The 24,801-nt window shown below is 72.2% G+C and carries 22 protein-coding genes; 10 read left to right on the forward strand and 12 right to left on the reverse strand.

From position 1 onward, the window contains the following. The 6 genes from ABTX24_RS05750 to ABTX24_RS05775 are packed head-to-tail and all read right to left on the reverse strand — an operon-like array spanning position 1 to position 6,339. On the reverse strand, positions 1-1,161 hold the full coding sequence (locus ABTX24_RS05750) for an acyl-CoA dehydrogenase family protein (protein ID WP_350838043.1): 1,161 nt from the start codon (positions 1,159-1,161) through the stop codon (positions 1-3). Then, the gene (locus ABTX24_RS05755; protein WP_350838045.1) at positions 1,158-1,991 is read right to left on the reverse strand and encodes an HpcH/HpaI aldolase/citrate lyase family protein; all 834 of its coding nucleotides are present in this window, start codon (positions 1,989-1,991) and stop codon (positions 1,158-1,160) included. The genes ABTX24_RS05750 and ABTX24_RS05755 overlap by 4 nt, the downstream gene beginning before the upstream one ends. Beyond that, the gene (locus ABTX24_RS05760) at positions 1,988-3,250 is read right to left on the reverse strand and encodes a CoA transferase (RefSeq protein ID WP_350838047.1); all 1,263 of its coding nucleotides are present in this window, start codon (positions 3,248-3,250) and stop codon (positions 1,988-1,990) included. The genes ABTX24_RS05755 and ABTX24_RS05760 overlap by 4 nt, the downstream gene beginning before the upstream one ends. Beyond that, complete coding sequence (locus ABTX24_RS05765; protein ID WP_350838048.1) at positions 3,237-4,616, reverse strand: MFS transporter; 1,380 nt, start codon at positions 4,614-4,616, stop codon at positions 3,237-3,239. The genes ABTX24_RS05760 and ABTX24_RS05765 overlap by 14 nt, the downstream gene beginning before the upstream one ends. Then, positions 4,613-5,398 carry a CoA-transferase subunit beta gene (locus ABTX24_RS05770; RefSeq protein ID WP_350838050.1) on the reverse strand — a complete coding sequence of 262 codons (786 nt, stop codon included), beginning with the start codon at positions 5,396-5,398 and terminating at the stop codon, positions 4,613-4,615. The genes ABTX24_RS05765 and ABTX24_RS05770 overlap by 4 nt, the downstream gene beginning before the upstream one ends. Further along, on the reverse strand, positions 5,395-6,339 hold the full coding sequence (locus ABTX24_RS05775; protein WP_350838052.1) for a CoA transferase subunit A: 945 nt from the start codon (positions 6,337-6,339) through the stop codon (positions 5,395-5,397). The genes ABTX24_RS05770 and ABTX24_RS05775 overlap by 4 nt, the downstream gene beginning before the upstream one ends. 163 nt (positions 6,340-6,502) lie before the next feature. On the opposite strand from ABTX24_RS05775, the gene ABTX24_RS05780 reads away from it, so the two are divergent. Continuing rightward, positions 6,503-7,417: an acyl-CoA thioesterase gene (locus tag ABTX24_RS05780; protein WP_350838054.1), complete on the forward strand. Its 915-nt coding sequence runs from the start codon at positions 6,503-6,505 to the stop codon at positions 7,415-7,417. Here ABTX24_RS05780 and ABTX24_RS05785 read toward each other — a convergent pair. Then, positions 7,389-8,300 carry a LysR family transcriptional regulator gene (locus tag ABTX24_RS05785; protein WP_350838056.1) on the reverse strand — a complete coding sequence of 304 codons (912 nt, stop codon included), beginning with the start codon at positions 8,298-8,300 and terminating at the stop codon, positions 7,389-7,391. The two genes, ABTX24_RS05780 and ABTX24_RS05785, sit on opposite strands and share 29 nt — an antisense overlap. 84 nt (positions 8,301-8,384) lie before the next feature. Here ABTX24_RS05785 and ABTX24_RS05790 point away from each other — a divergent pair, with 84 nt between their 5' ends. The 4 genes from ABTX24_RS05790 to ABTX24_RS05805 are packed head-to-tail and all read left to right on the forward strand — an operon-like array spanning position 8,385 to position 12,938. Next, the gene (locus ABTX24_RS05790; protein WP_350838057.1) at positions 8,385-9,605 is read left to right on the forward strand and encodes a CaiB/BaiF CoA transferase family protein; all 1,221 of its coding nucleotides are present in this window, start codon (positions 8,385-8,387) and stop codon (positions 9,603-9,605) included. Positions 9,606-9,640: 35 nt separating this feature from the next. Beyond that, positions 9,641-10,789, forward strand: a complete 1,149-nt coding sequence (locus ABTX24_RS05795; protein ID WP_350838059.1) for an acyl-CoA dehydrogenase family protein — start codon at positions 9,641-9,643, stop codon at positions 10,787-10,789. Beyond that, positions 10,786-11,565, forward strand: coding sequence for an enoyl-CoA hydratase/isomerase family protein (locus tag ABTX24_RS05800; protein WP_160027994.1), 780 nt, complete (start codon positions 10,786-10,788; stop codon positions 11,563-11,565). Before ABTX24_RS05795 ends, ABTX24_RS05800 begins: the two co-directional genes overlap by 4 nt. A gap of 53 nt (positions 11,566-11,618) precedes the next feature. Continuing rightward, positions 11,619-12,938: a TIGR01777 family oxidoreductase gene (locus tag ABTX24_RS05805; protein WP_160027996.1), complete on the forward strand. Its 1,320-nt coding sequence runs from the start codon at positions 11,619-11,621 to the stop codon at positions 12,936-12,938. 3 nt (positions 12,939-12,941) lie between these two features. On the opposite strand, the gene ABTX24_RS05810 is transcribed toward ABTX24_RS05805, so the two are convergent. Together ABTX24_RS05810 and ABTX24_RS05815 are read right to left on the reverse strand one after the other, a co-directional pair. Further along, positions 12,942-14,066 (reverse strand): glycosyltransferase, encoded by a 1,125-nt coding sequence (locus ABTX24_RS05810; protein ID WP_160027998.1) that lies wholly within the window; start codon positions 14,064-14,066, stop codon positions 12,942-12,944. Between the two features lie 70 nt (positions 14,067-14,136). Continuing rightward, positions 14,137-15,081 carry an SDR family oxidoreductase gene (locus ABTX24_RS05815; protein WP_160028000.1) on the reverse strand — a complete coding sequence of 315 codons (945 nt, stop codon included), beginning with the start codon at positions 15,079-15,081 and terminating at the stop codon, positions 14,137-14,139. A gap of 132 nt (positions 15,082-15,213) precedes the next feature. Between ABTX24_RS05815 and ABTX24_RS05820 the strand changes: the two genes are divergently transcribed. The 5 genes from ABTX24_RS05820 to araA all read left to right on the forward strand — a co-directional run bounded on the left by ABTX24_RS05820 (position 15,214) and on the right by araA (position 21,007). Continuing rightward, the gene (locus ABTX24_RS05820; RefSeq protein WP_350838062.1) at positions 15,214-15,849 is read left to right on the forward strand and encodes an endonuclease; all 636 of its coding nucleotides are present in this window, start codon (positions 15,214-15,216) and stop codon (positions 15,847-15,849) included. Positions 15,850-15,891: 42 nt separating this feature from the next. After that, positions 15,892-16,923 (forward strand): LacI family DNA-binding transcriptional regulator, encoded by a 1,032-nt coding sequence (locus ABTX24_RS05825; protein ID WP_350838064.1) that lies wholly within the window; start codon positions 15,892-15,894, stop codon positions 16,921-16,923. A gap of 199 nt (positions 16,924-17,122) precedes the next feature. Next, complete coding sequence (locus ABTX24_RS05830; protein WP_350838066.1) at positions 17,123-18,748, forward strand: xylulokinase; 1,626 nt, start codon at positions 17,123-17,125, stop codon at positions 18,746-18,748. Further along, positions 18,748-19,437: an L-ribulose-5-phosphate 4-epimerase gene (locus ABTX24_RS05835; protein WP_160028008.1), complete on the forward strand. Its 690-nt coding sequence runs from the start codon at positions 18,748-18,750 to the stop codon at positions 19,435-19,437. Before ABTX24_RS05830 ends, ABTX24_RS05835 begins: the two co-directional genes overlap by 1 nt. 43 nt (positions 19,438-19,480) lie before the next feature. After that, complete coding sequence (araA, locus tag ABTX24_RS05840) at positions 19,481-21,007, forward strand: L-arabinose isomerase (protein WP_160028010.1); 1,527 nt, start codon at positions 19,481-19,483, stop codon at positions 21,005-21,007. On the opposite strand, the gene ABTX24_RS05845 is transcribed toward araA, so the two are convergent. The 3 genes from ABTX24_RS05845 to ABTX24_RS05855 all read right to left on the reverse strand — a co-directional run bounded on the left by ABTX24_RS05845 (position 20,995) and on the right by ABTX24_RS05855 (position 24,730). After that, positions 20,995-21,975, reverse strand: a complete 981-nt coding sequence (locus ABTX24_RS05845) for an NAD-dependent epimerase/dehydratase family protein (protein ID WP_350838068.1) — start codon at positions 21,973-21,975, stop codon at positions 20,995-20,997. The genes araA and ABTX24_RS05845 overlap by 13 nt on opposite strands. Positions 21,976-22,049: 74 nt before the next feature. Beyond that, positions 22,050-23,450, reverse strand: a complete 1,401-nt coding sequence (locus tag ABTX24_RS05850; protein ID WP_350838070.1) for an FAD-binding oxidoreductase — start codon at positions 23,448-23,450, stop codon at positions 22,050-22,052. A gap of 32 nt (positions 23,451-23,482) precedes the next feature. After that, positions 23,483-24,730, reverse strand: a complete 1,248-nt coding sequence (locus ABTX24_RS05855; protein ID WP_160028016.1) for an alpha-hydroxy acid oxidase — start codon at positions 24,728-24,730, stop codon at positions 23,483-23,485. Positions 24,731-24,801 lie beyond the last annotated feature (71 nt).

Below are 24,801 nucleotides of genomic sequence, written 5' to 3' on the forward strand. Positions count from 1 at the left end.
TCAGTTGGTTCCCTTCCGGTTGCGCGCCACCAGCTGGGCGGCGATCACGTTGCGCTGGATCTCGTTGGTGCCCTCGCCGACGATCATCAGCGGGGCGTCGCGGAAGTAGCGCTCCACGTCGTACTCCTTGGAGTAGCCGTAGCCGCCGTGCACCCGCACCGCGTCGAGGGCGACCTGCATGGCCGCCTCCGAGGCGAAGAGCTTGGCCATCCCGGCCTCCATGTCGGCGCGGTCGCCGGCGTCGAGGCGCTCGGCCGCGTCGAGGGTCATCAGCCGGGCGGCTCGCATCTTGGTGCCCATCTCGGCGAGCAGGTTGCCGACCGACTGGTGCTTCCAGATGGGCTTGCCGAAGCTCTCCCGGGTCTGGGCGTAGGAGAGCGCGTCGTCGAGCGCGGCCTGGCCTACCCCGACGGCGCGGGCGGCGACCTGGATCCGGCCGACCTCGAGGCCGCGCATCATGTGTCCCCAGCCGAGGTGGGGTGTGCCGCCGAGCACCGCGGTCGCCGGCACCCGCATCCTGTCGAAGGTGAGCTCGCAGGCCTCGACCCCGCGGTAGCCGAGCTTGGGGATCTTGCCCGAGACGGTGAGCCCGTCGCCGGGCTCGACCAGCACCACGCTCATGCCCCGGTGTGCTGGCGAGGCGGAGCGGTCGGTGACGCAGAGCAGCCCGATCAGGCCGGCGTGCTGGGCGTTGGAGATCCAGGTCTTCGAGCCGGTGATGACCAGCTCGTCGCCGTCGGTGTCGGCGAAGGTACGCATCCCCTGCAGGTCGCTGCCGCCGGACGGCTCCGTGAGCGCCATCGTGGCGCGCAGGCTGCCGTCGGCCATCCTCGGCAGGTGGTCCTGCTGTTGCTGTGGAGTGCCGAAGTGGCGGACCAGGTAGCTGATCACCGAGTGTCCGCCGATCGCGCCGGCCAGGCTCATCCAGCCGCGGGCGAGCTCCTCGGTGACCCGTGCGGAACAGGCCGTGCTCACGTCGACGCCGCCGTGCTCGGCCGGCACCAGGAGGCCGAAGAAGCCGAGCTTCTTCATCTCCTCGATGAGCTCCTCGGGGTAGATGTCGTCCGCCTCGAACTCGCGGACCCGGGGGCGTACGCGCTCGTCGACGAAGTCGGCGACGAGCCGGACCATGTCCTGCTCGTCGGGGGTCAGGCTGCTCATCTGGCTGCTCCTGGGGTGGGTCGGTTGAGGGAGACGATGCGGCGGGCGCGGGCGACGACGGGGGCGTCGACCATCCGGCCGTCGACGAGGGCGACGCCGTCCTCGGTCGCGGCGGCCAGGACGCGCTCGGCCCAGGCGACCTCGTCGGGGCTGGGTGCCAGGGCCGCGGCGGTGGGGGCCACCTGGCCGGGGTGGATGCAGAGCTTGCCGGCGAACCCGAGGGCCGCGGCCGTGGTGACGTCGGCGGTCAGCCGCTCGTGATCGTGTACGTCGCCGGTGACGCCATCGATCGGCCCGGCCAGGCCGCCGACGGCCGAGGCGAGCACCAGGGCGCCCCGCGCGGGCGCGAGGGCGGGTGCGTGGTCGGGATCGACGCCGAGCTCGGCGGCCAGGTCGTAGCTGCCGAAGGCCAGACGTACGACTCCGGGGGAGCGGGCCAGGTCGATGGCTCGCGCGACGCCGAGCGCGGTCTCGACCAGCGCCACGACGGCGGAGCCCTCGGGGAGCGCGGCCAGGACGGCCGCCACGGTCTCGGGGCTGTCGGCCTTCGGCAGCACCACGGTTGTCGGACTGTCGAGGGCTGCCAGCGCGGCGATGTCGGCGTCGTGCCAGGCGGAACCGGCGGCGTTGACCCGGACGGCGACGGTGACCTCGGCCCGGGGGAGCCAGTCGATGACGTGGTCGCGGGCCGCGTCCTTGGACGCCGGGGCGACCGCGTCCTCGAGGTCGAGGACGACCACATCGGGGCCGGCGGCAGCGGCCTTGGCGAACCGCTCCGGACGGTCCCCGGGGACGAACAGCCAGGTGCGCGCGGTCTCTGCGGAGCTCATCGGGCCACCACTTCCCGGGTGCCGATGACGCCGCGGCTGACGAGGTCGTCGAGCCGTTCGGTGGCCAGGCCGAGGGCGTCGGCGAGCACCTCGCCGGTGTCCTGCCCGACGGTGGGCGCGGGAAGGGGCGCGCTCCGGTGTCCGTCGATGGTGACCGGAGCGCCCGGGGCGAGCAGCTCGCCGACGCCGGGCTGGGTGATCGCCGAGAACAGCGGGTGCTCGCGCAGCAGCCGAGCGTCGTCGGCGGCGAGGTCGCGGAAGCTGCGGTACGGCGACCACAGGATCCGGGTCGTCGACAGCGCCCTCGTCACGTACGCCGTGTCGTGCTGTTCGAACCAAGCGGCGATCAGTCCGCCGAGCACGGTGCGGTGCCGGAACCGCGCGCCCTCGTCGGAGAAGTCGGCATCGAGTGCGCGGGCCAGCGCGGCCACCGCCTCGGCGAGGCCGGTGATGCCCAGCAGGTCCGACCACTGCCGCGGGGTGAGGGCCACCAGCATGAAGCGGTCGCCGTCCGCGGTGGTGAAGTCGCGGCCGAAGGTGCCGTAGACGTGGTTGCCGATCGAGCCCCGTTCGCCTGCCGGCCGCAGCTGCGCCTCGGCGAGATAGCCGAGGTTTCCGGCAGCCGCGAGGGCGACGTCCTCCAGCGCGACCCGCACCTCGGCGCCCTCGCCGGTGACCGCGCGCCGGCGCTCGGCGGCGAGCAGACCGGTCGCGAGGTGGAGCCCCGCCGCGAGATCCCACGCCGGCACCACGCCGTTCACCGGCGCCGCATGCTCCTCCGGGCCGGTCACCAGCGGGAAGCCGGTGCCGGCCTGCACGGTGTAGTCGACAGCCGTCCCGCCGTCGTGGCGCCCGGTGAGGAGCACGTGGATGACGTCGTCGCGGCGGGCGCGCAGCGCGGCGTACCCGAGCTCCGACCAGCGCTCGGTGTTGGTGACCACGATGCCGCCCGACGGGCCGCCCGAGACGACCAGGTCCGCGACCAGCGCCCGCCCCTCCGGGTGGGTGCAGTCGACGGCGATGGCCTTCTTGCCGGGGTTGAGCCCGTTCCAGTAGAGGCTGGCACCGTCGTCGCTGAGCGGCCAGCGGGTCCGGTCCGGTGCACCTTCGAGCGGCTCGACGCGGATCACCTCCGCGCCGAGCTGCGCCAGGGTGGTGCCGCACAGCGGCGTGGCGACGAAGCTGGACACCTCGACCACCCGCAGGCCGGCGAGCGGAGCCGTCGGAGCAGGGTCGGGAACGGGGTCAGCGATGGTCATGGAACACCCTTTCTGCGGAGGGCTCGGAGGACGGGGTCGTGGGACCGGCCATCGCCCAGGTCAGGGCGACAGCGGCGACCGGGACGCCGTAGACGAGGGAGAGGTTTCCGGTCGGGTAGGCGATCGCGACCCAGGAGTAGCCGACGGCGAGGCCGGTGAAGCGGAGCATGTTGTGGAGCCCGAGCGCGACACCGTCGGCGGCGGCCGGCGAGGTCATCAGACCGAGCGCGGAGGTCGCCTGGACGACGCCGATGGCCGCGCCGGTCAGCGCGAGAGCGGCCACGGTGAGCGCGACGACCGTGTCGTGCCCGGAGGCGGTCGCAGCCAGGGGCAGGGCGAGCAGGCCGAGCGCGAGGAGCACCAGCCCGCCGCGCAGCGTGCGCCGGGCGGTGAACCGCTCGGTGACCCGGGAGGAGAGCGGCGCCGCGAGCGTCATCGCCAGAGCCAGCGCGAGCATGGTGATGCCGATGTGTCCCGGGCCCAGGCCGAGGTCGCGGCCCAGGTGCAGGGGAGTGGCGACGATCGCCACGCCGAGGCAGCCCATCACGGTGCCGGCGGCCATCGTGCTCGCGACGAACCTCCGCTCGGTGAGGAGGCCGGGCGGGACGAAGGGTCCGGCGCTGGTGCGCCCGAGCTGGGTGTGCACGGCCAGAGCGAGCACACCCACGGCTGCCATCCCCGCGGCCACCGCGATCTCGCCGTGCTGCCCGAGCCAGCTGATGGCGCCGACGAGCGCGCCGATCCCGACCAGGAGGGTGGCCATCCCGCTGACGTGGAGCGGAGCGTACGACGCGGGCACGTCGGGCACGACGGTCAGGCACAGCACCAGCAGCACGGCGCTGAGCGAGGCGTGGGTGAGGAACACCCAGCGCCAGCCGAGGGTGTCGGCGACCAGCCCGCCGAGGGGCGGCCCGAGCGCCTGGCCGACGCCGATCGCGGCCGCCCAGGCGGCCATCACCCGGGCCCGGTTGCCGGCCCAGTGCCGGCCGAGCACCTGCTGGATCGCGGGCGGTACCGCCGAGCAGGCGACGCCCTGCAGAGCGCGCATCACGACCAGGAACCCGAGCCCCTGGCTGAACGCCGCGCCCGCCTGTGCGGCCACCATCAGCAGCAGCGACCCGGCGAGCACCCGCCGGGAGCCGAACCGCTGGCACATCCAGCCCGAGACCGGGGCGAAGACGACCATCGCCAGGGTGAAGGCGCTGACCGCGAAGACGATCCCTCGCGGCGAGGCCCCGATCGCGTGGGCGATCACGTTGATCGGCGCGCTGATGATGGTGCTCGACAGGGTGCCGAGCGTGGAGCACGCGAGCAGGGCGAGGTACGCCGACCGGCGCGGTTCGTACGTGAGGGTGGACGCGCTCATCGGAGGTAGAGCCGCACCGTGTCGATCTCGTCGCGGAGCAGCCGGACCTCCTCGACGGTCGGCCGTGCGGTCTCGCGTACGTCATCGGCGACGGCGATGTCCCACCCGGTGGCGGCGCGGACGTCGTCGATGGTGAGGCCGGGGTGGACCTCGCTGATCTCGAGCTCGCCGAGCTTGTCGGGTCGGCGCAGCACGGCCATCGGGGTGATCACGGTCGAGACTCCGTGGCCGCGAGGCACCATCCGGGGGTCCTCCTCGTAGGCGCGCACCGGGCTCGGCGAGGTGCAGAAGTCGAGCTGCGCCGGAAGGGCGCCGGGGTCGTGGCGGCGCAGCACGACGATGCACTCGCCGGCGTTCGGCATGATCTCCGCGGCGCCTCCGGCACCCGGGAGCCGGACGGTGGGCTTGTCCCAGTCGCCGATGAAGCTGGTGTTGAGGCTGCCCCAGCGGTCGACCTGGGCGGCACCGAGGAAGCCGACGTCGACATGGCCGCGCTGCAGCACGTAGCCGAAGAGCGCGGGCATGCTCAGCACCGCCGCGGCGCCGGAGACCAGCACCGAGTCGGCGATGCCCTCCGCCAGGCCCTCCGGCTGCGCGCCACAGACACCGGACTCGTAGACCAGCTCGACGTCGGGGTTCACGGTGCGGCGGGCCAGGTCGACGGCGAGGGTCGGCAGCCCGACGCCCGCGAAGACCCGGTGCTTGCCGACGAGCTGGCGGGCGGCGACCGCGGCGAGGAACTCGGTGCTGGCCGGAGCCACGTCCGAGAGCGGCGCACTCATGAGACCTCCTGGGCGGCCACCCGGCGGCGGCCGAAGTCGACGGGCTGCGCGGGGCGAGGAGCGACGCCGAGCCCGCCCCAGCGCTCTGCTCCGAGCTTGGCGAGATAGGCCTCCCGGTCGGGAACGCCGTGCACCCACTCCTCGAGCCAGCGGAGCACGGCCTCACGGTCGCGGCTGATCGGCGTCCACTCCCGGTAGAAGGCGTTGTCGCGGTCGTAGTGGCCCTGGGTGTAGGAGGGATGGGCGCCGCCGGGGCACTCCGCCACGGCGGTGACCGCATGGGACGGCAGCACGGTGCGGTTCGGATCGGAGCGGACCACGTCCTCGGAGACGATCTCCTCGACGGTCACGATCACGGTCTCGGCCGCGTACGCCGCCTCCTGCTGGGCCCCGACGATGCCCCACATCTGCACGTTGCCGGAGCGGTCGGCGCGCTGGGCGTGGACGATCGTCACGTCCGGGCGCAGCGGCGGCACGACGTAGATGTCGGGTCCGCCGTAGGGATCGGAGACCTTGCGGATCAGCGGGTTCAGCTTCGGGAGGTCGCTGCCGGCGTACGAGCGGAGCGGGAAGAACGGCAGCCCGGCGGCACCGGCCTGGTAGCGGCAGACCATGCCGTAGTGGCTGTACTCCTCGACCTCGAGCGGCTTCGGGTCGGCGTTCTCGACCCGCCGCCGGACCTCGTGCAGGGAGCCCGCCGAGCCGCTGGCGAAGAACGAGGCCACGAGCTTGGAGACGCAGCCGGCGGCGATCATCTGGTCGGCCAGCAGATCGGGGGTCATCCGGCAGAACGTCAGGTCCCGACGGCCCTGGCGGATGATCTCGTGGCCGGCGGCGAACGGGATCAGGTGGCCGAAGCCCTCGAGTGCGACCGTCATGCCGTCCCGTACGTGGGCGGCCACCGCCGAGCTGAGATCGGTGACCTTGTCGGGCGCGGCCATGGGTGCTCCTCGAGGGCGGACGGGGGTGGGTCAGTGGTCCCAGCCTGCCGCCAGCCGCATGCCGAACTCCAATACTTCTTCCGCCGCTCACTGTTGACGGATGCGTATGAATAGTTCGAGACAGATATCGAAAGTGATGACAAACGACGGCACAATGAGCCGGGTGGAACCTGCCTCTCCTGCTGCTGACACCCGTGCTGCCGTGACCCTCGACGAGCTGCTCGAGCTGCTCGACATGACCTGCGCCGACGACCCGTCGGCCCGGGTCAGCCACTGGGTGGGGAAGCCGCAGGAGCACCCCGCCGACCGCATTTTCGGCGGCCTCCTCCTCGCCCAGGCGCTGGTCGCGGCCGGCCGCGTCGTCCAGGCCGACCAGCGGGTCGTCAGCCTGCAGGCCGACTTCGTCGGCGGGGTGCCCACGGACCGGCCGTTGCACTGGGAGGTCAGCGTCGTCTCCGACGCGCCGTCGCTGGCGACCCGGCGCAGCCGGCTGCTCGACGAGGCGGGGGAGGAGCTCTTCGGCGCGGTGACCCGATGGGCGACCGTACGTGCCGACCTGCCGTCCTACAGTGCCGCCCGGCCGTGGCCGGCTCCCGACCCGGAGACGCTACCGGATCTGGCCGACCGGTTCGGCTCGGACGAGCGGATCCCGCCGTGGTGGCGACTGGAGCGTCCGGTCCATTTCCGGCACGCGGTGGCACCGCCGTATGTCGCTGCCGCCGAGCCCGGCGACCGGCAGACCACCTTCCTCCGGTCGACCGGTCCGCTGCCGGACGACCCGGTCGTGCAGGCCGCGATGGTCGCCTATGTCACCGACATGAGCGTGCTCGAGCCGTCGTTCCTGGCGCTCGGATCAGCACGACACGTACCCGGCGCCAGGATCCTCAGCCTGACGCACGCGCTGACCTTCCATGCCGCGTCAGACCTGACCGACTGGCACCAGTTCGACTGCCGGGTGGCGTCGATCGCGCATGGACGAGCCCATGGCGTCGGTGACCTGTTCGACGCCGCCGGGCGTCACGTGGCGACTGCATCGCAGGTGGGGCTGGTCAAGACTCCGGCGGCAGTTCGGGAGTAGGCAGCGCCTCCTCCGAGGCACGCAGCACCGCGTGCAGCGCGGGGCTCCGGTCCTCCTGCCGCCAGGCGAGCTGCTGGAACGTGGGGCGCTCGCACTCGGTGATCCGGACCACCTCGATGCCGGTCTGCACGACGTTGGCGATCGCGGTGTCGAGCGTGAACGTGATGCCGACACCGGCCGCCACCAGTGCGACCGCGGTCCAGCTGTCTGGTGCGGTCTGCACGATGTTCGGCACGAAACCGGTCTGGGACGCCGTCTCGATGAAGGCGTCGCGCACGCTGGAGCCCGGGTCGGCGGGCAGCGCCACGAACGGCTCGTCCCGGCACTCGGCCATGCTGACCTCGCCGCGGCCGGCGAGCCGGTGACCGGCGGGAACGGCGAGGACGTAGTGCTCGACCGCGATCACGCGGTGCGCCAGACCCTGCGGCTCGATCCGCCACCGGGCGATGGCCAGGTCGAGCTCGCCGTCCTGCAGGGAGCGCAGCGCCTCGTAGTTGTACGTCGTGCTCTGCAGCATCAGCTCGATCCCGGGATGCTGCTCGCGGACGATGCGGCCGAGCTGGCCCACGAGTACGTGGGAGGAAGGGCCGGCGAACCCGATCCGGACCCGGCCGGTCTCGCCGCGACCGGCCGAGCGAACGGCTCGGCGCGCGGTGCGCAGACCCTCGAGCACCTCCTGGGCGGGCCGGACCAGCGCCTCACCGGCCGACGTCAGCCGCACGCTCCGGGTGGTGCGGTCGAACAGCTGGGCGCCGAGGTCGCGCTCGAGCTGCTTGATGGTGCGGCTCAGCGGCGGCTGGGCGATGTGCAGCCGCTCCGCCGCCCGGCCGAAGTGGAGCTCCTCGGCGACGGCCAGGAAGGCCTCGAGATGGTGCAGGTCCATAGGGACAACTCTTGCATCAGTGGGAACAATCCTCCAATGATTAGGTATTGGACGAGCATAAGAAGTCGCGGGATGCTTTTCTGCATGACCACCGACCTGCTGCCGCTGGAGGGCATCACCGTGGTCGCCCTCGAGCAGGCCGTCGCGGCCCCGCTCGCCACCCGTCACCTCGCGGACCTCGGCGCCCGCGTGATCAAGCTCGAGCGGGTGGGCGAGGGTGACTTCGCCCGCAACTACGACCACGCGGTGCACGGCCTCGCCTCGCACTTCGTCTGGCTCAACCGGGGCAAGGAGTCGGTGGCGCTCGACCTCAAGTCGCCCGACGGTGCCGAGCTCGCGCGCCGGCTGGTCGCCCGCGCCGACGTGTTCCTGCAGAACGCCGCGCCCGGAGCGGCCGAGCGGCTCGGGCTCGGCGCCGACGAGCTGGCCGAACGGCACCCGCGGCTCGTCGTGGCGGGCATCTCCGGCTACGGCACCGGCGGCCCGCTGCGCGACCGCAAGGCGTACGACATGCTGATCCAGGCCGAGTCCGGGCTGATCTCCGTCACCGGCACCCCGGAGACGGCGACCAAGACCGGCGTCCCCAGCTCCGACATCGCCGCCGGCCTCTACACGAGCCAGGCGATCGTCGCGGCCCTGTTCCGCCGAGAGCGCACCGGCATGGGCGGCATCGTCGACGTGTCGATGTTCGACGCGACCGTCGAGTGGCTCGGGCACCCGATGTACATGCAGATGTACGGCGGCCGCCAGGTGCCGCGGATGGGGCTCAGCCACGCCTCGATCGCACCGTACGACGCCTACCCGACAGCCGACGGGGAGATCCTGATCGGCGTCCAGAACGACCGTGGCTGGCGCGCGCTGGTCACCGACGTCTTCGACCGGCCCGATCTCGCCGACCACCCCCGGCTGGCCACCAACCCGCTGCGGGTCGCCCACCGCGAGGAGTGCGACGCGGTCGTGGCCGAGCACACCCGCCGCTTCGCCACCGCCGACCTCGACGCCCGGCTCGCCGCCGCCGGCGTCCCGGCTGCCCAGATCAACGACATGTCCGGCCTGGTCGAGCACCCGCAGCTCGCCGGTCGCGACCGGTGGCGCGAGGTCGCCACTCCAGCCGGGCCGGTCCGCGGCGTACTGCCGCCGATGACGTTCCGCGACGTCGAGCTGCCGATGGGCGCGATCCCCGAGCTCGGTGCCCACACCGATGCCGTGCTCGCCGAGCTCGGTCTCGATGCCGGCGCGATCGACCGGCTGGCCGCCGGCGGCGTGGTCGGCCGGCCCACCGACGTACCCGTTCCCACGCCTTGATCCCCTCGACCCGTCCGCACGAAGGAGCAGCACCCATGGAGCCCGACGAGTTCACGTCGATCCTCGACGCCGTCCGCGCGTTCGTCCGCAAGGAGGTCGTCACGGCCGAGGACGAGATCGAGGAGACCGACCAGATCCCCGACCGGCTCCGGCAGCAGGCCGCGGCCATGGGGCTGTTCGGCTATGCCATCCCGGAGGGGTACGGCGGTCTCGGGTTCACCATGTCGGAGGAGGTCCGGCTGGCGATGGAGCTCGGCTGGACCACGCCGTCGTTCCGCTCGATGTTCGGCACCAACAACGGCATCGCCGGCCAGGTGCTGGTCAACTGCGGCACCGAGCGGCAGAAGCAGCAGTACCTGCCCGGGCTGGCCAGCGGTGAGCTGGTGGCCTCGTTCGCGCTCACCGAGCCGGAGGCCGGCTCCGACCCGAGCGGCCTGCGCACGCGCGCGGTCCGTGAGGGCGACGCGTACGTCATCAACGGGCAGAAGCGCTTCATCACCAACGCGATCTGGGCCGACCTGCTGATGGTGTTCGCCCGCACCGGAGACCTCGACGAGGGCGCGAAGAACATCTCGGTGTTCGTGGTGCCGACCGACACCCCGGGCGTCACCATCGGTCCGAAGGATCACAAGATGGGCCAGCGCGGCGCGGTGACGTCGGAGATCTTCCTCGACGGCGTCCGGGTGCCCGCGGAGAACCTGGTCGGCGAGGTCGAGGGCGAGGGCTTCTCCGCGGCGATGCGATCGCTGGCCAAGGGCCGGCTGCACATCGCCGCCCTGACGGTGGGTCTGGCGGACCGGCTGATCGAGGAGAGCCTGCGCCATGCCACGACCAACAGCCAGGGTGGCCAGAAGCTGGCCGAGTTCCAGCTGATCCAGGCGATGCTCGCCGAGAGCCGGACCGAGGCGTACGCCGGTCGCGCGATGGTGCTCGAGGCCGCCCGCAGCTGGGACGACGGCAGCGACCGGCGTACGGCGCCGTCGCTGTGCAAGCTGTTCTGCACCGAGGCGGTTGACCGGATCGCCGACCGCGCGGTCCAGATCCACGGTGGCCTCGGCTACATGCGCGAGGTGCCGGTCGAGCGGTTCTACCGCGACGCGCGGCTGTTCCGGCTCTACGAGGGCACCAGCGAGATCCAGAAGCTGATCATCGCCAAACAGATGGTGAAGGAGTTCCACGGGTGAGCGATCCTCAGCGCGCCGGGGCGGTCCGCGTCGAGGACCGCGGCCACGTCCGGATCCTCACCCTCGACCGCCCCGAGCGCCGTAACGCGCTCGACCTCGCTGACCGGCTGGATCTGCTCACCGCGCTCCGGGCCGCCGACCACGAGGCGCGCGCCGTCGTCCTGACCGGCGCGGGCTCGGTGTTCTCCGCGGGTGGCGACATCCGGTCGATGTCGCAGGACCGCGACGTTGCCCGGCAGCGGCTCGACGTCGTCAACGCCGTCGTACGTCAGCTGGTCACCGGCGACCGGCCGGTCATCGCCGCGGTCGAGGGTGGCGCGTACGGGCTCGGCCTCGCGCTGGCAGCCGCCTGCGACCTGGTGGTCGCCGGCCGCTCGGCCACCTTCTCGACGTCCTTCGGGAAGATCGGGCTCGGCCCCGACACCGGGCTCGCCTACACGCTCCCGCGGCGCGTCGGGCAGGGGAGAGCGCGCGAGCTTCTCCTGACCGTACGCACCTTCGACGCGGTCGAGGCCGAGCGGATCGGAGCGGTCGAGGCCGTCGTCGACGACGGCACCGCCCTCGACCATGCGGTCGAGCTGGCCTCGCGGCTGTCCGAGCTCTCGGGGCCCATGGTCGCCGGCACCCGGCGCATCCTCACCCAGCCCGACCAGAGCCTCGACGGCGTACTCGCGGCCGAGGCCGACCTCCAGGTCGAGCTGCTCACCGGCCGGCAGTTCGCCGAGGGCAGGGCCGCATTCATCGAACGCCGGAGGCCGGACTTCATCAGCGCGTGAGGCCGGACGGCGTGCCGGTTGTACGTCCGGCCGATCCGCGCGAGGCTGCTGGCATGACGTCCCCGCTGGTCCGGGTCCACACGCTGACGACGCGCGTCGAGGCGCCGGTCGAGGAGGTCTTCGGATGGCATCGGCGCCCGGGAGCGATCCGCCGGCTGACGCCGCCGTGGACGCCGGGGGACGTGCGGGTCGAGGCGACCGACCTCGCCGACGGGACCGCGGTGATCTCGCTCGGCCGCGGGGTGGACTGGGTGGCCCGTCACGATCCTGAGGCCTACGACCCTCCGCACCTGTTCACCGAGCGGCTCGCCTCGCTGCGGCCGCTGACATGGACCCACAGGCACGAGTTCGTCGCCGACGGCGACGGCACCCTGGTCACCGACCGGGTGGAGACGAACGTGCTCGGGCGGATGGTGGACCGGATGCTCGGCTACCGTCACGACCAGCTGGTCGCCGACCTCGCCGCCCACCGCAGGGCGTACGCAGCGGGCAGGTCGCTCACCATCGCGGTCACCGGCTGGAGCGGGACCGTCGGGCGCGCCCTGGTCCCGTTCCTCACCACCGGCGGCCACCGGGTGATCCGGCTGGTTCGGCACCCGCCGGCAGGGGAGGGAGAGCGCCACTGGGATCCGTCGGCGCCCGGCTCGGACGTGCTCGACGGGGTGGACGCGGTCGTCCATCTGGCCGGTGCGTCCATCGCGGGCCGCTTCACCGCGGCGCACAAGGCGGCCATCCGCGACTCCCGGATCGAGCCGACCCGACGGCTCGCCGAGGCAGCGGCACGAAGTGGCGTACGCACCTTCGTCAGCGCCTCCGCGATCGGGTTCTACGGCGCCGACCGAGGCGACGAGGTCCTCACCGAGACCTCGGACCGGGGTAAGGGCTTCCTCGCCGACGTGGTCGCCGACTGGGAGGCGGCGAGCCGGGTGGGCGGGCTACGGGTGGTCCAGGTCCGGACCGGGATCGTGCAGACGCCCGCAGGGGGAGCGCTGAGGCTTCAGCGACCGCTGTTCGCGGCCGGTCTGGGTGGCCGGCTCGGGAGCGGTGAGCAGTGGGTGAGTTGGGTCGGCATCGACGACCTGGTCGACGTCTACCACCGCGCGGTCCTCGACGAGACGCTCGTCGGCCCGGTCAACGCGGTCGCCCCCGAGCCGGTCACCGGCCGGGTCTACGCCCAGACCCTCGCGCACGTGCTCCACCGGCCCGCGCTCCTGCCCACGCCGGTCCTCGGCCCCCGGCTCCTGCTCGGCAGGGAGGGCGCCGACGAGATGGCGCTGGCGAGCCAGCGGGTCGAGCCGGCCGCTCTCGGGAGCGAGCACCAGTTCCGTCACCCGACGCTGGAGGCGGCGCTACGTCACGTACTCGGTCGTTGAGGGTCAGGCCATGCCGCTCAGCAGCAGTTCCGCGGCCGCGGCCGCCCCGTCGCCCCGGGCGTCAGCGGCCATCGCGGTCGCCCGCGCTCGGACCTCCGGCGCCAACGCCGGGCCGAGAGCGGCGGTGAGGGACTCGAACGTCGGTGCGGCGCCGCCGTGGGCGACCCCGATGCCGAGCGCGGCCACCCGCCCGGCCCAGTAGGTCTGATCGCCGGCCTGCGGCACCACCAGTTGCGGCGCGCCGGCCCGGTATGCCGTCGTCGTGGTGCCCGCGCCGCCGTGGTGGACGATGGCGGCGACCCGGCCGAAGAGCCGCTGGTGGTTGACCTCGCCGACGACGAAGCAGTCGTCACGGCCGTCGATGACGTCCAGCCCAGCCCATCCGCGCCCGATGACCACGCGACGGCCGTGCGCGCGGATGGCCTCGATCGCGACCCGCACGTTCTCCTCGCCGACTGTGCGCATGCTGCCGAAACCGACGTACACCGGCTCCTGCCCCGCGTCGAGGAAGCCCAGCAGGTCGGCCGGGAGCGGACGGTCGTCATCGAGCATCCAGGCGCCGGTCTGCACGACGTCGAGTCTGGAGGTCCCGTGCCATGGACCCAGGGTGGGATCGGCCGCGAGTAGGGGACGAGTGGTGAACATGAACTCGGTGACATCGCTGACCGGCGGCAGCCCGATCGAGTCACGGTGGGCGTCGACCGGCTCCTTGAACAGGTCGTTGAAGCCGCGCCCGTCCAGGCCGTCGACGACGTCCGGGCAGAAGAGGGCGTAGTGATAGGGGATGCCCCGCGCCTCGGCGATCGAGGGTGCGACGAACTGCGACATCGCGGTCGCAACGACCGCGTCGCAGCCCGCAGCGGCCCCGGCCACGGTGTCGTACTGCGCCGTGATGAAGTCGGTCACTCGCTGGTGACGCTCCTCGGACGTCGGCGGCCGCTCCCAGGACCGCCACGGCTTGAGGAACGGCACGTACGGCACGCTCTCCCGCGCCAGCAGGTCGACGAACTCCTCGTCCGGCGGCGCGCACATCCGCACTTCTGCGCCCCTCCGCTGTAGCTGCACCGCGAGCGCCACCATCGGCTCGACGTCTCCTCGCGACCCGTAGGTCGACAACAGCACACGCATCCATGGCTCCGTTCCAAGGGCATCGGGCCAGGCCCGAGAGACGACGGCAGCATAGGCTCCTGCGCCCGGGTCAGGAGGTCGGGAGCGCGGTCCGGGTGAGGCTCTCGGAGATCTCCCACAGACGGGTGGCGTCCTCGGCGCTGAGCAGCGGCCGGTAGAGCGCCTGCTCGGCGGGGGCGCCACCGAGGTGCCCAGGGCCGCTGGGGCCGTACAGCCGGCCGCCGGTCGCCTCGGGGGAGGTGGCGGCCAGCAGCGCGGGAAGGGCGGCGGTCTCGGGTGTGCCGAGGAGGATTCCTCGGGCCGAGAGCCAGCGGATCATGCGCACGGAGAGGGTGTCCGTCGTGCGGCCGATCTCGGGGCGAGCGGCCAGCAGGTTGGTCGGTGCGACGCCGGGGTGGGAGAGGTTGCTGGTGATGCCCCAGCCGTTGGCCCGGCTGCGCCGGTCCAGCTCGAGCCCGAAGAGGCCGACGGCGATCTTGGACTGGCTGTAGGCCTTCATGTCCTCGTAGCTCTGCTCCGAGTTGGGGTCCTCCCAGTTGACCGCGCCGCGCCTCGCCGCCACGCTGACCTGGGACGTCACCCGGGCCCGCCCGGCTCGCAGCAGCGGCAGGATCCCAGCGACGAGGGCGAAGTGGCCGAGATGGTTGGTGCCGAACTGGAGCTCGAACCCGTCGGCGGTGGTCTGCTGCTCCGGCGGTGTCATCACGCCGGCGTTGTTGATCATCACGTGGAACGGCTGGTCCTCGCCCAGCAGCGTCTCGGAGAGCGCCGCCACCGATGACAGCGAGGACAGGTCGAGGTCGCGCAGCGAGATCTGGGCCTCCGGGACGTGTCCGCGGATCGTGGCCAGCGCCTTCTCGCCCTTGCTGGCGTTGCGTACGGGCATCACGACCTCGGCCCCGGCTGCCGCCAGCCGGGTGGCCATCACCAGGCCCATGCCGTCGCTGGCCCCGGTGACCAGGGCTCGCTTGCCGGACAGGTCGGGGATCGTGATGTCGATGGATCGACGTGGCATCGGTCTGCTCCTGGAGAGAGGATCTGGGGTCGGACCCATCCTCGGTCGGCCACCAGGTTCTATCCAGGGTCTGCCGATCCCAGCCTGGAACGTCAGCGCATGTGCCCGGCTCGCGCCGGGTACGTCGACAGGGTGAGCAAACGGGACCGCGACCTGGTGCGGCGTCTGCTGGACGCCGGCGGCACGACATACGCCGAGGAGGCCGGCATCCGGCTCCGGGACAAGCCGTCGCCGCTCTATCGCCTCCTGGTCCTGGCGATGCTCTCCTCGACCCGGATCTCGACCGACATCGCGGTCGCTGCGGCGCGCGAGCTGTCGGCCGCAGGATGGCGTACGCCGCACCGGCTGCTCGACTCGACCTGGCAGCAGCGGGTGGATGCCCTCGGCCGCGCCCACTACCGCCGCTACGACGAGAGCACCGCGACCAAGCTCGAAGAGCAGGCGCAGTGGCTGCTGGAGACCTGTCGTGGCGACCTGCGCCGGCTCCGCCCGACCTCGCGCGACGGCGCCGACGCCCTGATCGACGCACTCACCGAGTCGCCCCGTATCGGCCCGGTGGGTGCCCGGATCTTCTGCCGTGAGGTGCAGGACGTGTGGCCCGAGCTGTCGCCCTTCCTCGACGGCCCGCTCCTCGACCAGGCCCGTGACCTCGGCCTGCCCGACGACCCGGACGAGCTCGCGTCGCTGGTCCCCGACGGACGCTGTGCCCCGCTCGCGGCGGCCCTCACCCGAGCACGTCACGGACTTCCCGATCTCGAGGAGACCTGAGGCAGTCCCACCGCCCGCGGTGATCCCGCCTAGGATCACCGCATGGTCAACGGGGAGTCGAAGAACGCGCCGAGCATGGCAGATGTCGCGGCCCGGGCAGGGGTCTCGCACCAGACCGTGTCCCGGGTCGTCAACGGCTCCGACGCCGTACGTGGCGACACCCGCGACCGGGTGCTGGCGGCGATCGAGGAGCTGGGCTACCGGCGCAACAAGTCGGCACGCGCTCTGGTCACGCGGAAGTCGGGACGCCTGGGCCTGCTCTACACCCAGCCGCACCTCTACGGGCCGGGCACGCTGGCCGCCTCGGTGCACCAGGCCGGTCAGAAGGCCGGCTACGACGTCATCCTGAGCCCCGTGCCGCACCTGGAGGCGACCTCGGCGGAGCGGGCGATCGAGGCGCTCCTCGACGACGCGGTCGAGGCCGTGCTCCTCGGCGTCTCGCACCAGTCGTTCGAGGATCTGGTCGCTCAGCTCACGGAGACGGTCGAGGTCGTGATGATCCACAGCGACCCGCCGGCGGGGGTGCGCTCGGTGGGTATCGACCAGCACGCCGGAGCCGTGCTGGCCACGCAGTATCTGCTCGACATCGGCCACCGCAACATCGCCCACGTGGCCGGTCCGGTCGGCTGGATCGACGCCCGGCAGCGCCGGGAGGGATGGATGGCCGCGCTCCGGGACAGTGACGTGCAACCCGGGCCCGAGATCTTCGGCGACTGGTCGAGCAAGAGCGGCTACGAGGCCGGGGCCGAGATCGCCCGGGACCCGTCGGTCACCGCGGTCTTCGCCGCCAACGACTCGATGGCGCTCGGCGTGATCCGGGCGCTGCACGAGGCCGGCCTCCGGGTCCCGCAGGACGTGAGCGTCGTCGGCTTCGACGACGTCCCGGACGCCGCGTACCTCTGGCCGCCGCTGACCACCGTCCGGCAGGACTTCGCCTCCCTGGGCGAGCTCGCCGTCGAGGTCGCCACCAAGGCCATCGCCGACGGCACCGTCGAGGTGCCGCCGCTGCTGCAGCCCGAGCTGGTCGTACGCTCCTCGGCCGCCCCGCTGTCCCCTCGCCGAGACGTCGGCTAGGTCGGCCGAGACGTCAGCTAGGTCGGCCGAGTTGGCACGCCGTTGCCCACTCGGCCGACGGCAGTGACGTTTCGGCCGACCGGAGTGACGCTTCGGCAAGAGCTCTACGGGGAACCCAGCGGTAACCTGCCTGTCATATGTTAGCGTTCACATCGCCTCGAAACCCCACCCCGAGCCGACGGGCAGAAACGGAGCCGTGATGACGCAGCGAGCAGGCCACCTGCCTGACCTCAAAGAGACCTCGCTCGGCATCGAGCTGGGCTCCACCACCATCAAGGCGTGCCTGATCGGGCCCGATCACGCGACTGTCGCCACCGGGTCCCATCTGTGGGAGAACGAGCTCGTCGACGGCCTGTGGACCTACTCGCTCGAGGCGGTCTGGGCGGGCGTACAGGGCGCGGTCGCCGCCCTCGGTGACGAGGTCGAGCGCCGCTACGGCACCCGCCCGACCACGTTCGGGTCGATCGGCGTCTCGGCGATGATGCACGGCTACCTCGCCTTCGACGATGCCGGCGAGCTGCTGGTGCCGTTCCGTACGTGGCGCAACACCAACACCGCAGTCGCCGCCGCCGAGCTGTCGGAAATCTTCGGCACCAACATCCCGTTGCGCTGGTCGGTCGCCCACCTCTACCAGGCGATCCTCGACGACGAGCCCCACCTGCCCGAGATCGCCTCGCTCACCACGCTCGCTGGATACGTCCACCGGGCGCTGACCGGCGAGCACGTGCTCGGTGTCGGCGACGCCTCCGGCGTCTTCCCGATCGACCCGGCCACCGGGACCTACGACCAGCGGATGCTCGAGCAGCTCGGTCACCTCGCCGCCGCCAAGCGCCCCGGTCTGCGGGTCGAGGGGCTGCTCCCGCAGGTCCTCCCGGCAGGCGCTGCCGCCGGCCGGCTCACCCCCGACGGCGCCGCGCTGATCGACCCGACCGGCACGCTCCAGCCCGGGATCCCGCTGTGTCCGCCGGAGGGCGACGCCGGCACCGGGATGGTCGCCACCAACTCCGTCGCCAAGCGCACCGGCAATGTCAGCGCCGGCACCTCGATCTTCGCGATGGTCGTCCTCGAGGCGCCGCTGGCCACCGTCCACCACGCCATCGACATCGTCACCACTCCGGCCGGCGACCCGGTCGCGATGGTGCACTGCAACAACGGCGCCAGCGAGCTCGACGCCTGGGCCGGGGTCTTTGGTGAGTTCGCCGCCGCGCTCGGTCACCCCTGCGAGCCCGACGCCGTCTTCGGCGCCCTGCTCACCGCCGCGCTCAAGGGCTCGCCCGACGGCGGTGGCCTGCTGGCCTACAACTACCTGGCCGGTGAGCCGATCACCGGCCTCGACGAGGGGCGTCCGCTGTTCGTACGCACCCCCGGCAGCCGTCTCGACCTCGCCGGGTTCGCCCGCGCCCAGGTCTACGGCGTCTTCGGCACCCTCGCCCTCGGCATGCGCGTACTCGCCGACCAGGGTGTACAGATCGACGCGATGTTCGCCCACGGCGGCCTGTTCCGCACCGCGGGCGTCGCGCAGCGGTTGCTCGCCGCCGCCATCGGCGCCCCGGTCGCGGTCGGCCGCACCGCCGGTGAGGGTGGTGCCTGGGGGATCGCCGTCCTGGCGGCGTACGCCCGGGCCGCCGAGGCCGAGGGCGACCTCAGCCTGAGCACCTATCTCGCCGAGCGCGTCTTCGGCGACATCGACCTCGAGGTCGTCGAGCCGGACGCCGCCGACCTCGCCGGGTTCCGGACCTACCTCGAACGCTACGAGGCCGGCCTGGACATCGAGCGCGCCGCCGTGGTCTCGCTCGCCCCCAACGCAGCAGAAGGAGACCAGTGATGACGGGCGTACCCGCCGCTCTTCGCGCCGCCGTCGACGCCGCCAAGGAGCGCGTCGCGGCGCTGCACGCCGAGCTGCCCCGCTGGGAGCTGGTCGTGTGGACCGCCGGCAACGTCTCCGAGCGCGTACCGAACCCCGACGGCGAGGACCTGCTGGTCATCAAGCCCTCCGGGGTCGCCTACGAGGACATCACCGCCGAGGCGATGGTCGTGTGCGACCTGGCGGGCAACCTCGTCGAGGGCGAGCGGTCGCCGTCCTCGGACACGGCCGCCCATGCGTACGTCTATGCCAACATGCCCGAGGTAGGTGGAGTGGTCCACACCCACTCCACCTACGCCACCGCCTGGGCCGCCCGCGGGGAGGAGATCCCCTGCGTGCTCACGATGATGGCCGACGAGTTCGGCGGACCGGTCCCGGTCGGCCCGTTCGCGATCATCGGCGACGACTCGATCGGGCGCGGCATCGTGGAGACGCTGCGCGAGTCGCGCAGCCCCGCGGTGCTGATGCGGAACCACGGTCCCTTCACCATCGGCAAGGACGGCCGCTCCGCGGTCAAGGCCGCAGTGATGTGCGAGGAGGTCGCCCGCACGGTGCACATCGCGCGCCAGCTCGGCCAGCCGCTGCCGATCGACCAGGGCCACATCGACTCGCTCTACGACCGCTACCAGAACGTCTACGGCCAGCACTGAGCTGCCCGCCCCCCCCCGAATCTCAGCACTGGAAGGACCCCACATGAGCAAGCCCGCAGCGTTGAAACCCTATGGCGACCGCGAGGTCTGGTTCTTCACCGGCAGCCAGGACCTCTACGGCGAGGAGACCCTCCGCCAGGTGGCCGAGCAGTCCCAGGAGGTCGCTCGCGCCCTTGACGCCTCCGGCGACGTACCGGCGAAGGTCGTGTGGAAGCCCGTCCTGAAGGACTCCGCGGCGATCCGCCGCGCGATGCTCGAGGCCAACTCCGACGACAACGTCCTCGGCGTCATCACCTGGATGCACACCTTCAGCCCGGCCAAGATGTGGATCGCCGGACTGGACGCCCTCCAGAAGCCGCTGCTCCACCTGCACACCCAGGCCAACGTCGAGCTCCCCTGGTCGGAGATCGACATGGACTTCATGAACCTCAACCAGGCCGCGCACGGCGACCGTGAGTACGCCTACATCGCCACCCGCCTCGGCGTCGCCCGCACCACCGTCGTCGGTCACGTCTCCAACCCGGCGGTCACCCGCCGCGTCGGCACCTGGGTCCGCGGCGCCGCGGGCTGGGACGCCACCCACGGGCTCAACCTGGTCCGCTTCGGCGACAACATGCGCAACGTCGCGGTCACCGAGGGCGACAAGACCGAGGCCGAGCTGCGCTTCGGCGTCTCGGTCAACACCTGGGGCGTCAACGACCTGGTGGCGGCCGTCGAGGCGGTGTCGGAGGAGACCGTGGACGCGCTGGTCGCCGAGTACGAGGCCCTCTACGACGTCGTCCCCGAGCTCCGCAAGGGCGGCGAGCGCCACGACTCGCTGCGCTACGCCGCGCGCCAGGAGATCGCCATGGAGGCGTTCCTGGTGGAGCGTGACGCGAAGGCGTTCACCACCAACTTCGAGGATCTCGGCGGTCTGCGCCAGCTCCCCGGCATCGCTGTGCAGCGGCTGATGAGCAAGGGCTACGGCTTCGGCGCCGAGGGCGACTGGAAGACCGCCGTGCTCGTGCGTGCCGCCAAGGTGATGGGGGAGGGGCTGCCCGGTGGCGCCTCCCTGATGGAGGACTACACCTACGACCTCACCCCGGGCGCGGAGGTCATCCTCGGTGCCCACATGCTCGAGGTCTGCCCCTCGCTGACCACCTCCACCCCGCGCGTCGAGATCCACCCGCTCGGGATCGGCGACCGCGAGGACCCGGTCCGGATGGTCTTCGATGCCGACACCACCGAGGGCGCCGTGGTCGTCTCCCTGGCCGACATGCGTGACCGGTTCCGGCTGACCGCCAACGTCGTCGACGTCGTCCCCCCGACCGAGGCGCTGCCCAACCTGCCCGTCGCGCGCGCCGTCTGGACCCCGCGTCCCGACTTCGCGACCTCGGCCGAGGCCTGGCTGACCGCCGGCGGCGCCCACCACACGGTGATGTCGACGGCCGCCGGGATCGAGGCCTTCGAGGTGTTCGCCAACATCGCCCGCACCGAGCTGCTGGTCATCGACGAGTCCACCACCCGCCGCGGCTTCGCCGACCAGGTGCGCTGGAACCAGGTGTTCTACCGGGTCGCTCAGGGGCTCTGACGCCAGGCGTCGAGGAGCTCGGCCTCGCGGGTTGGCGAGATGCCGGTGACGTACGCATCGGGGGAGGCCTGCAGCCAGGCGAGGGTGTCCCGGGCGGTCTCGGCGATCGGGCGGGTGGTGAGACCGGTCGCCATGGCCGAGGTGGTGTCGTGGGCGAGCATCCCGTCGTACTCAGGCCGGGGGAGCCACAGCGGGATCGAGCCGGGGCCCGACCAGGGGTCGACCTCGTTGGCCTGCAGGAAGTCCTGGGGGAGCCAGGTCCAGGTCGGGATGGCGCCGACGCCGCTCGCGGTCTCGGTCAGCAAGGTGCTGATCGGCATCGACGGGCCGGTGGCGTCGAAGGTGCCCTCCACCCGGGCGGTGGCGCAGTGGAGGATCCAGTCCGCCAGGTCGCGTACGTCGATGACCTGGGTGCTGTCGTCGGGCGAGCCGGGAGCGAGGATCTCGCCGCCGGCCTTCAGGCGCTGTGGCCAGTAGGAGAACCGCCCGCTGGGGTCCCCAGGGCCCACGATCAGGCCGGGGCGGATGACGGTGGCCGAGGCTGCACCCGCGCGGACGAACTCCTCGCAGGCGACCTTCATCGAGCCGTACGCATCGGGGTCGTCGTCCTCGACGTCGTCCGTCGTCGGAGCGAGGACGGGGAGCGAGTCCGGAGTGCCGCCGGGGGTGCTGTGGTCGGCGTACACGCTGATGGTCGAGACGAAGACCCAGTGGGCCTCGCTGAAGGCGGCGACGGCAGAGCGAACCCACGATGGGGTCCGGGCCACGTCGACGACCGCGTCGAACTTCGCAGTCGTCAGGGCGGAGGGAGGTGTCTCGGTGCGGTCCCACGGAACCAGCTCCGCGCCCTCCGGGACGGTTCCCGACCGGCCGCGCGCTGCGCAGACCACCTCGTGACCGCTGCGTACTGCCGACTCCGCCACTGCGCGGGAGAGGAAGACCGTGCCGCCGAGCACCAGGATTCGCATGCGGACACGCAATCACCCGCGAGCGCCACGCGGCAAGCGGTTCTGCTTCAGGCAGATCCTGGAGACCGGAAGACTCACAGCACCTTGCGAGGGTTCATGACCCCGTCGGGGTCGATCGCCTGCTTGACGGCGCGCATGAGGTCGACCTCGACCCCCGTCTTGTACGCAGCGGCAGCATCCCGCTTGAGCGTCCCGATCCCGTGCTCGGCGGAGATGCTGCCGCCGAGCGCGGCGACGGCGTCGTAGACGATCCGGGTCAGTGCGCTCGCCCGAGCGCGGAGCGCCGCATCGTCGCCGACGGGGGCGGAGATGTTGTAGTGCAGGTTGCCGTCCCCGATGTGTCCGTACGTCACCAGCCGCAGCCCCGGCAGCGCCTCCAGCAACAGAGGCCCGACCTCGGCGACGAACCGGGACAGCGCCGTGATCGGCAGGGTGACGTCGTGCTTGAGGGTCGCCCCCTCGCTCTTCTGCGCCTCCGAGACGCCTTCGCGCAGCGCCCACAGCGACGCGCGCTGAGCGGGGCTGCCGGCGACCACGGCGTCGAGGAGCAGCCCCTCCTCGGCAGCCGCCGCGAGAGCCGACTCGAGCCGCTCGTCGACGTCGACGGAGGTGCCGGCGAGCTCGACGAGGCCGTACCACTCGTGCCGGTCCGAGAACGGGTCGCGGACCCCCGGCAGGTGGGCGAGGACCAGGTCGACGGCCTGGCGTCCGAGCAGCTCCCAGGTGGTCAGCTGCCCGCCGCCGTGCTCGCGCAGCAGGGGAAGCAGCTCGGTCGCAGCCGAGACCGACTCCAGCGCCACGAACGCCGTCGCCCGGCGCGGCGTCGCCGGCAGCAGCCGCAGTACCGCCGCGGTGACGACGCCGAGCGTGCCCTCGGAGCCGATGAACAGCTGCTTGAGGTCGTAGCCGGTGTTGTCCTTGCGCAGAGGCCGCAGGCCGTCCCAGACCCGGCCGTCGGGGAGCACGACCTCGAGGCCGAGCACCAGCTCGCGCATCATCCCGTAGCGCAGCACCGCGGTGCCGCCGGCGTTGGTCGCGACCGTGCCGCCGATGGTGCATGAGCCCTCCGAGCCGAGGGAGAGCGGGAAGAGTCGCCCGGCCTTTCTGGCGGCCTCTTGGACGGTCGCCAGCGCGGTGCCGGCCTCGACGGTGAGGGTGTCGGCGACGGGGTCGATCTCCCGGATGCGACGCATCCGGCCGAGCGAGAGCACCACCTGGTCGCCGCCGGAGTCCGGTACGCCGCCGCCGACGAGGCCGGTGTTGCCGCCCTGCGGGACGACCCCGACGCCGGCCTCCGCGCACAGCCGGACCGCGGTGGCGACCTCGGCGGTCGAGGCCGGTCGCACCACCGCGAGGGCGGCGCCGGTGAAGCTGCCGGTCCAGTCGGTGACGTACGCCGCCATGTCGGCCGGATCGGTCAGCACGGAGCTCTCGCCGAGGGCGGTGCGCAGGTCATGGACGAGATCGGTGGTCACGGTTCTCCTTCGGTCGGTGGGGGCGGCTGCAGTCATGAGGACCGCAGCCGGACGTGCTCGGGGCCGATCGAGGCGATGTCGGGGGTGCCGAGCAGGCACATCGCCCGCCGCAGCTCCTCGACCAGCAGCGTCAAGGTGTCGTCGACGCCCTGACGCCCGGCGACCATCAGGCCGTAGAGGTAGGGCCGGCCGATCACCACGCCGCGGGCGCCGAGGCCGAGCGCCGCCGCGATGTCGCCGCCGGAGCGGACGCCGGAGTCGACGTACACCTCGGTCCGGTCGCCGACCGCATCGACCACGGCCGGCAGCAGCTCCAGCGGCACCGGGGCGCGGTCGAGCTGACGGCCGCCGTGGTTGGAGAGCACCAGCGCGTCGGCCCCGGCCTCGACACAGGCGACTGCGTCGGCGACCGAGAGCACGCCCTTGACCACCACCGGGCCGTCCCAGTGCTCCTTGAGCCAGCCGATGTCGGAGGGCCGGATCGCCTGCTCGCGCAGCTCGTTGGACATGCCCCAGCGGCCGTAGTGCGACCCCTCGGGGAATGTCGCGAACCGCAGCGGCTCGGTGGTCAGGATGTTGGCGACCCAACCGGGATGGCGGGTCATGTCCGCGAACGTACGCAGGCTCAGCTGCGGCGGGATCGCGAACCCGTTGAGCTTGTCCTTGCGCTTCATCCCCGTCACGGTCGTGTCGATGGTCAGCATCAGCGCCTCGTAGCCCTGTTCGGCAGCTTCGGCAAGATGCTCGAGCGTCACCGCCCGGTCCTTCATCAGATAGACCTGGAACCAGTTGCGTCCCTGCGGGGCCGCGTGCGCGACGTCGGTGATCGAGGTCGTCGCGTACGTCGAGAGCGTGTAGGGCAGTCCGGCAGCGGCCGCCGCCGCTGCGACCGCCCGCTCACCGGTGTGGTGGCTGAGCCGGGTGTAGCCGGTCGGGGCCAGCACGATGGGTGCCGCCGCGGGCCGCCCGAGGATCGAGGTACGCACCTCTGGATCGCCCACCTGGCCGAAGGCCGTGGGCCGCAGCTCCACACGGTCGAAGGCCGCCCGGTTCCGACGCATCGCGTGCTCGCCGTCCGAGCCGCCGTAGACGTAGTCCCAGACCGCCGTCGGCACCCGCCGGCGCGCGGCCCGCTCCAGATCGTCGACGCTGAGGCAGCGGGCCAGCCTGCGGTCGGACGCCCGCCACCGGAACGGCCGCGGTCGCAGGAAGGGCGCGAGATCGCGCCATCGGGGCACCTGCCGGACGAACTGCCGGACAACCTGAGAATCGGCGGCCACGCTCTGGACTCCTCACCACTCATCGGATAAGTTCTGAACTTGTCATACAACTTAGCCCATCGAGGAGCATC

Origin of the sequence: Nocardioides sp. NPDC127514, assembly GCF_040302125.1 — a bacterium.
In the GTDB taxonomy this organism is placed as follows: domain Bacteria; phylum Actinomycetota; class Actinomycetes; order Propionibacteriales; family Nocardioidaceae; genus Nocardioides.

Coding starts and splice junctions, on each gene's coding strand:
- ABTX24_RS05750 (WP_350838043.1), bottom strand. CDS start 1,161: ATGAGCAGCCTGACCCCCGACGAGCAGGACATGGTCCGGCTCGTCGCC.
- ABTX24_RS05755 (WP_350838045.1), bottom strand. CDS start 1,991: ATGAGCTCCGCAGAGACCGCGCGCACCTGGCTGTTCGTCCCCGGGGAC.
- ABTX24_RS05760 (WP_350838047.1), bottom strand. CDS start 3,250: ATGACCATCGCTGACCCCGTTCCCGACCCTGCTCCGACGGCTCCGCTC.
- ABTX24_RS05765 (WP_350838048.1), bottom strand. CDS start 4,616: ATGAGCGCGTCCACCCTCACGTACGAACCGCGCCGGTCGGCGTACCTC.
- ABTX24_RS05770 (WP_350838050.1), bottom strand. CDS start 5,398: ATGAGTGCGCCGCTCTCGGACGTGGCTCCGGCCAGCACCGAGTTCCTC.
- ABTX24_RS05775 (WP_350838052.1), bottom strand. CDS start 6,339: ATGGCCGCGCCCGACAAGGTCACCGATCTCAGCTCGGCGGTGGCCGCC.
- ABTX24_RS05785 (WP_350838056.1), bottom strand. CDS start 8,300: ATGGACCTGCACCATCTCGAGGCCTTCCTGGCCGTCGCCGAGGAGCTC.
- ABTX24_RS05790 (WP_350838057.1), top strand. CDS start 8,385: ATGACCACCGACCTGCTGCCGCTGGAGGGCATCACCGTGGTCGCCCTC.
- ABTX24_RS05795 (WP_350838059.1), top strand. CDS start 9,641: ATGGAGCCCGACGAGTTCACGTCGATCCTCGACGCCGTCCGCGCGTTC.
- ABTX24_RS05805 (WP_160027996.1), top strand. CDS start 11,619: ATGACGTCCCCGCTGGTCCGGGTCCACACGCTGACGACGCGCGTCGAG.
- ABTX24_RS05810 (WP_160027998.1), bottom strand. CDS start 14,066: ATGCGTGTGCTGTTGTCGACCTACGGGTCGCGAGGAGACGTCGAGCCG.
- ABTX24_RS05815 (WP_160028000.1), bottom strand. CDS start 15,081: ATGCCACGTCGATCCATCGACATCACGATCCCCGACCTGTCCGGCAAG.
- ABTX24_RS05825 (WP_350838064.1), top strand. CDS start 15,892: ATGGTCAACGGGGAGTCGAAGAACGCGCCGAGCATGGCAGATGTCGCG.
- ABTX24_RS05830 (WP_350838066.1), top strand. CDS start 17,123: ATGACGCAGCGAGCAGGCCACCTGCCTGACCTCAAAGAGACCTCGCTC.
- ABTX24_RS05835 (WP_160028008.1), top strand. CDS start 18,748: ATGACGGGCGTACCCGCCGCTCTTCGCGCCGCCGTCGACGCCGCCAAG.
- araA (WP_160028010.1), top strand. CDS start 19,481: ATGAGCAAGCCCGCAGCGTTGAAACCCTATGGCGACCGCGAGGTCTGG.
- ABTX24_RS05845 (WP_350838068.1), bottom strand. CDS start 21,975: ATGCGAATCCTGGTGCTCGGCGGCACGGTCTTCCTCTCCCGCGCAGTG.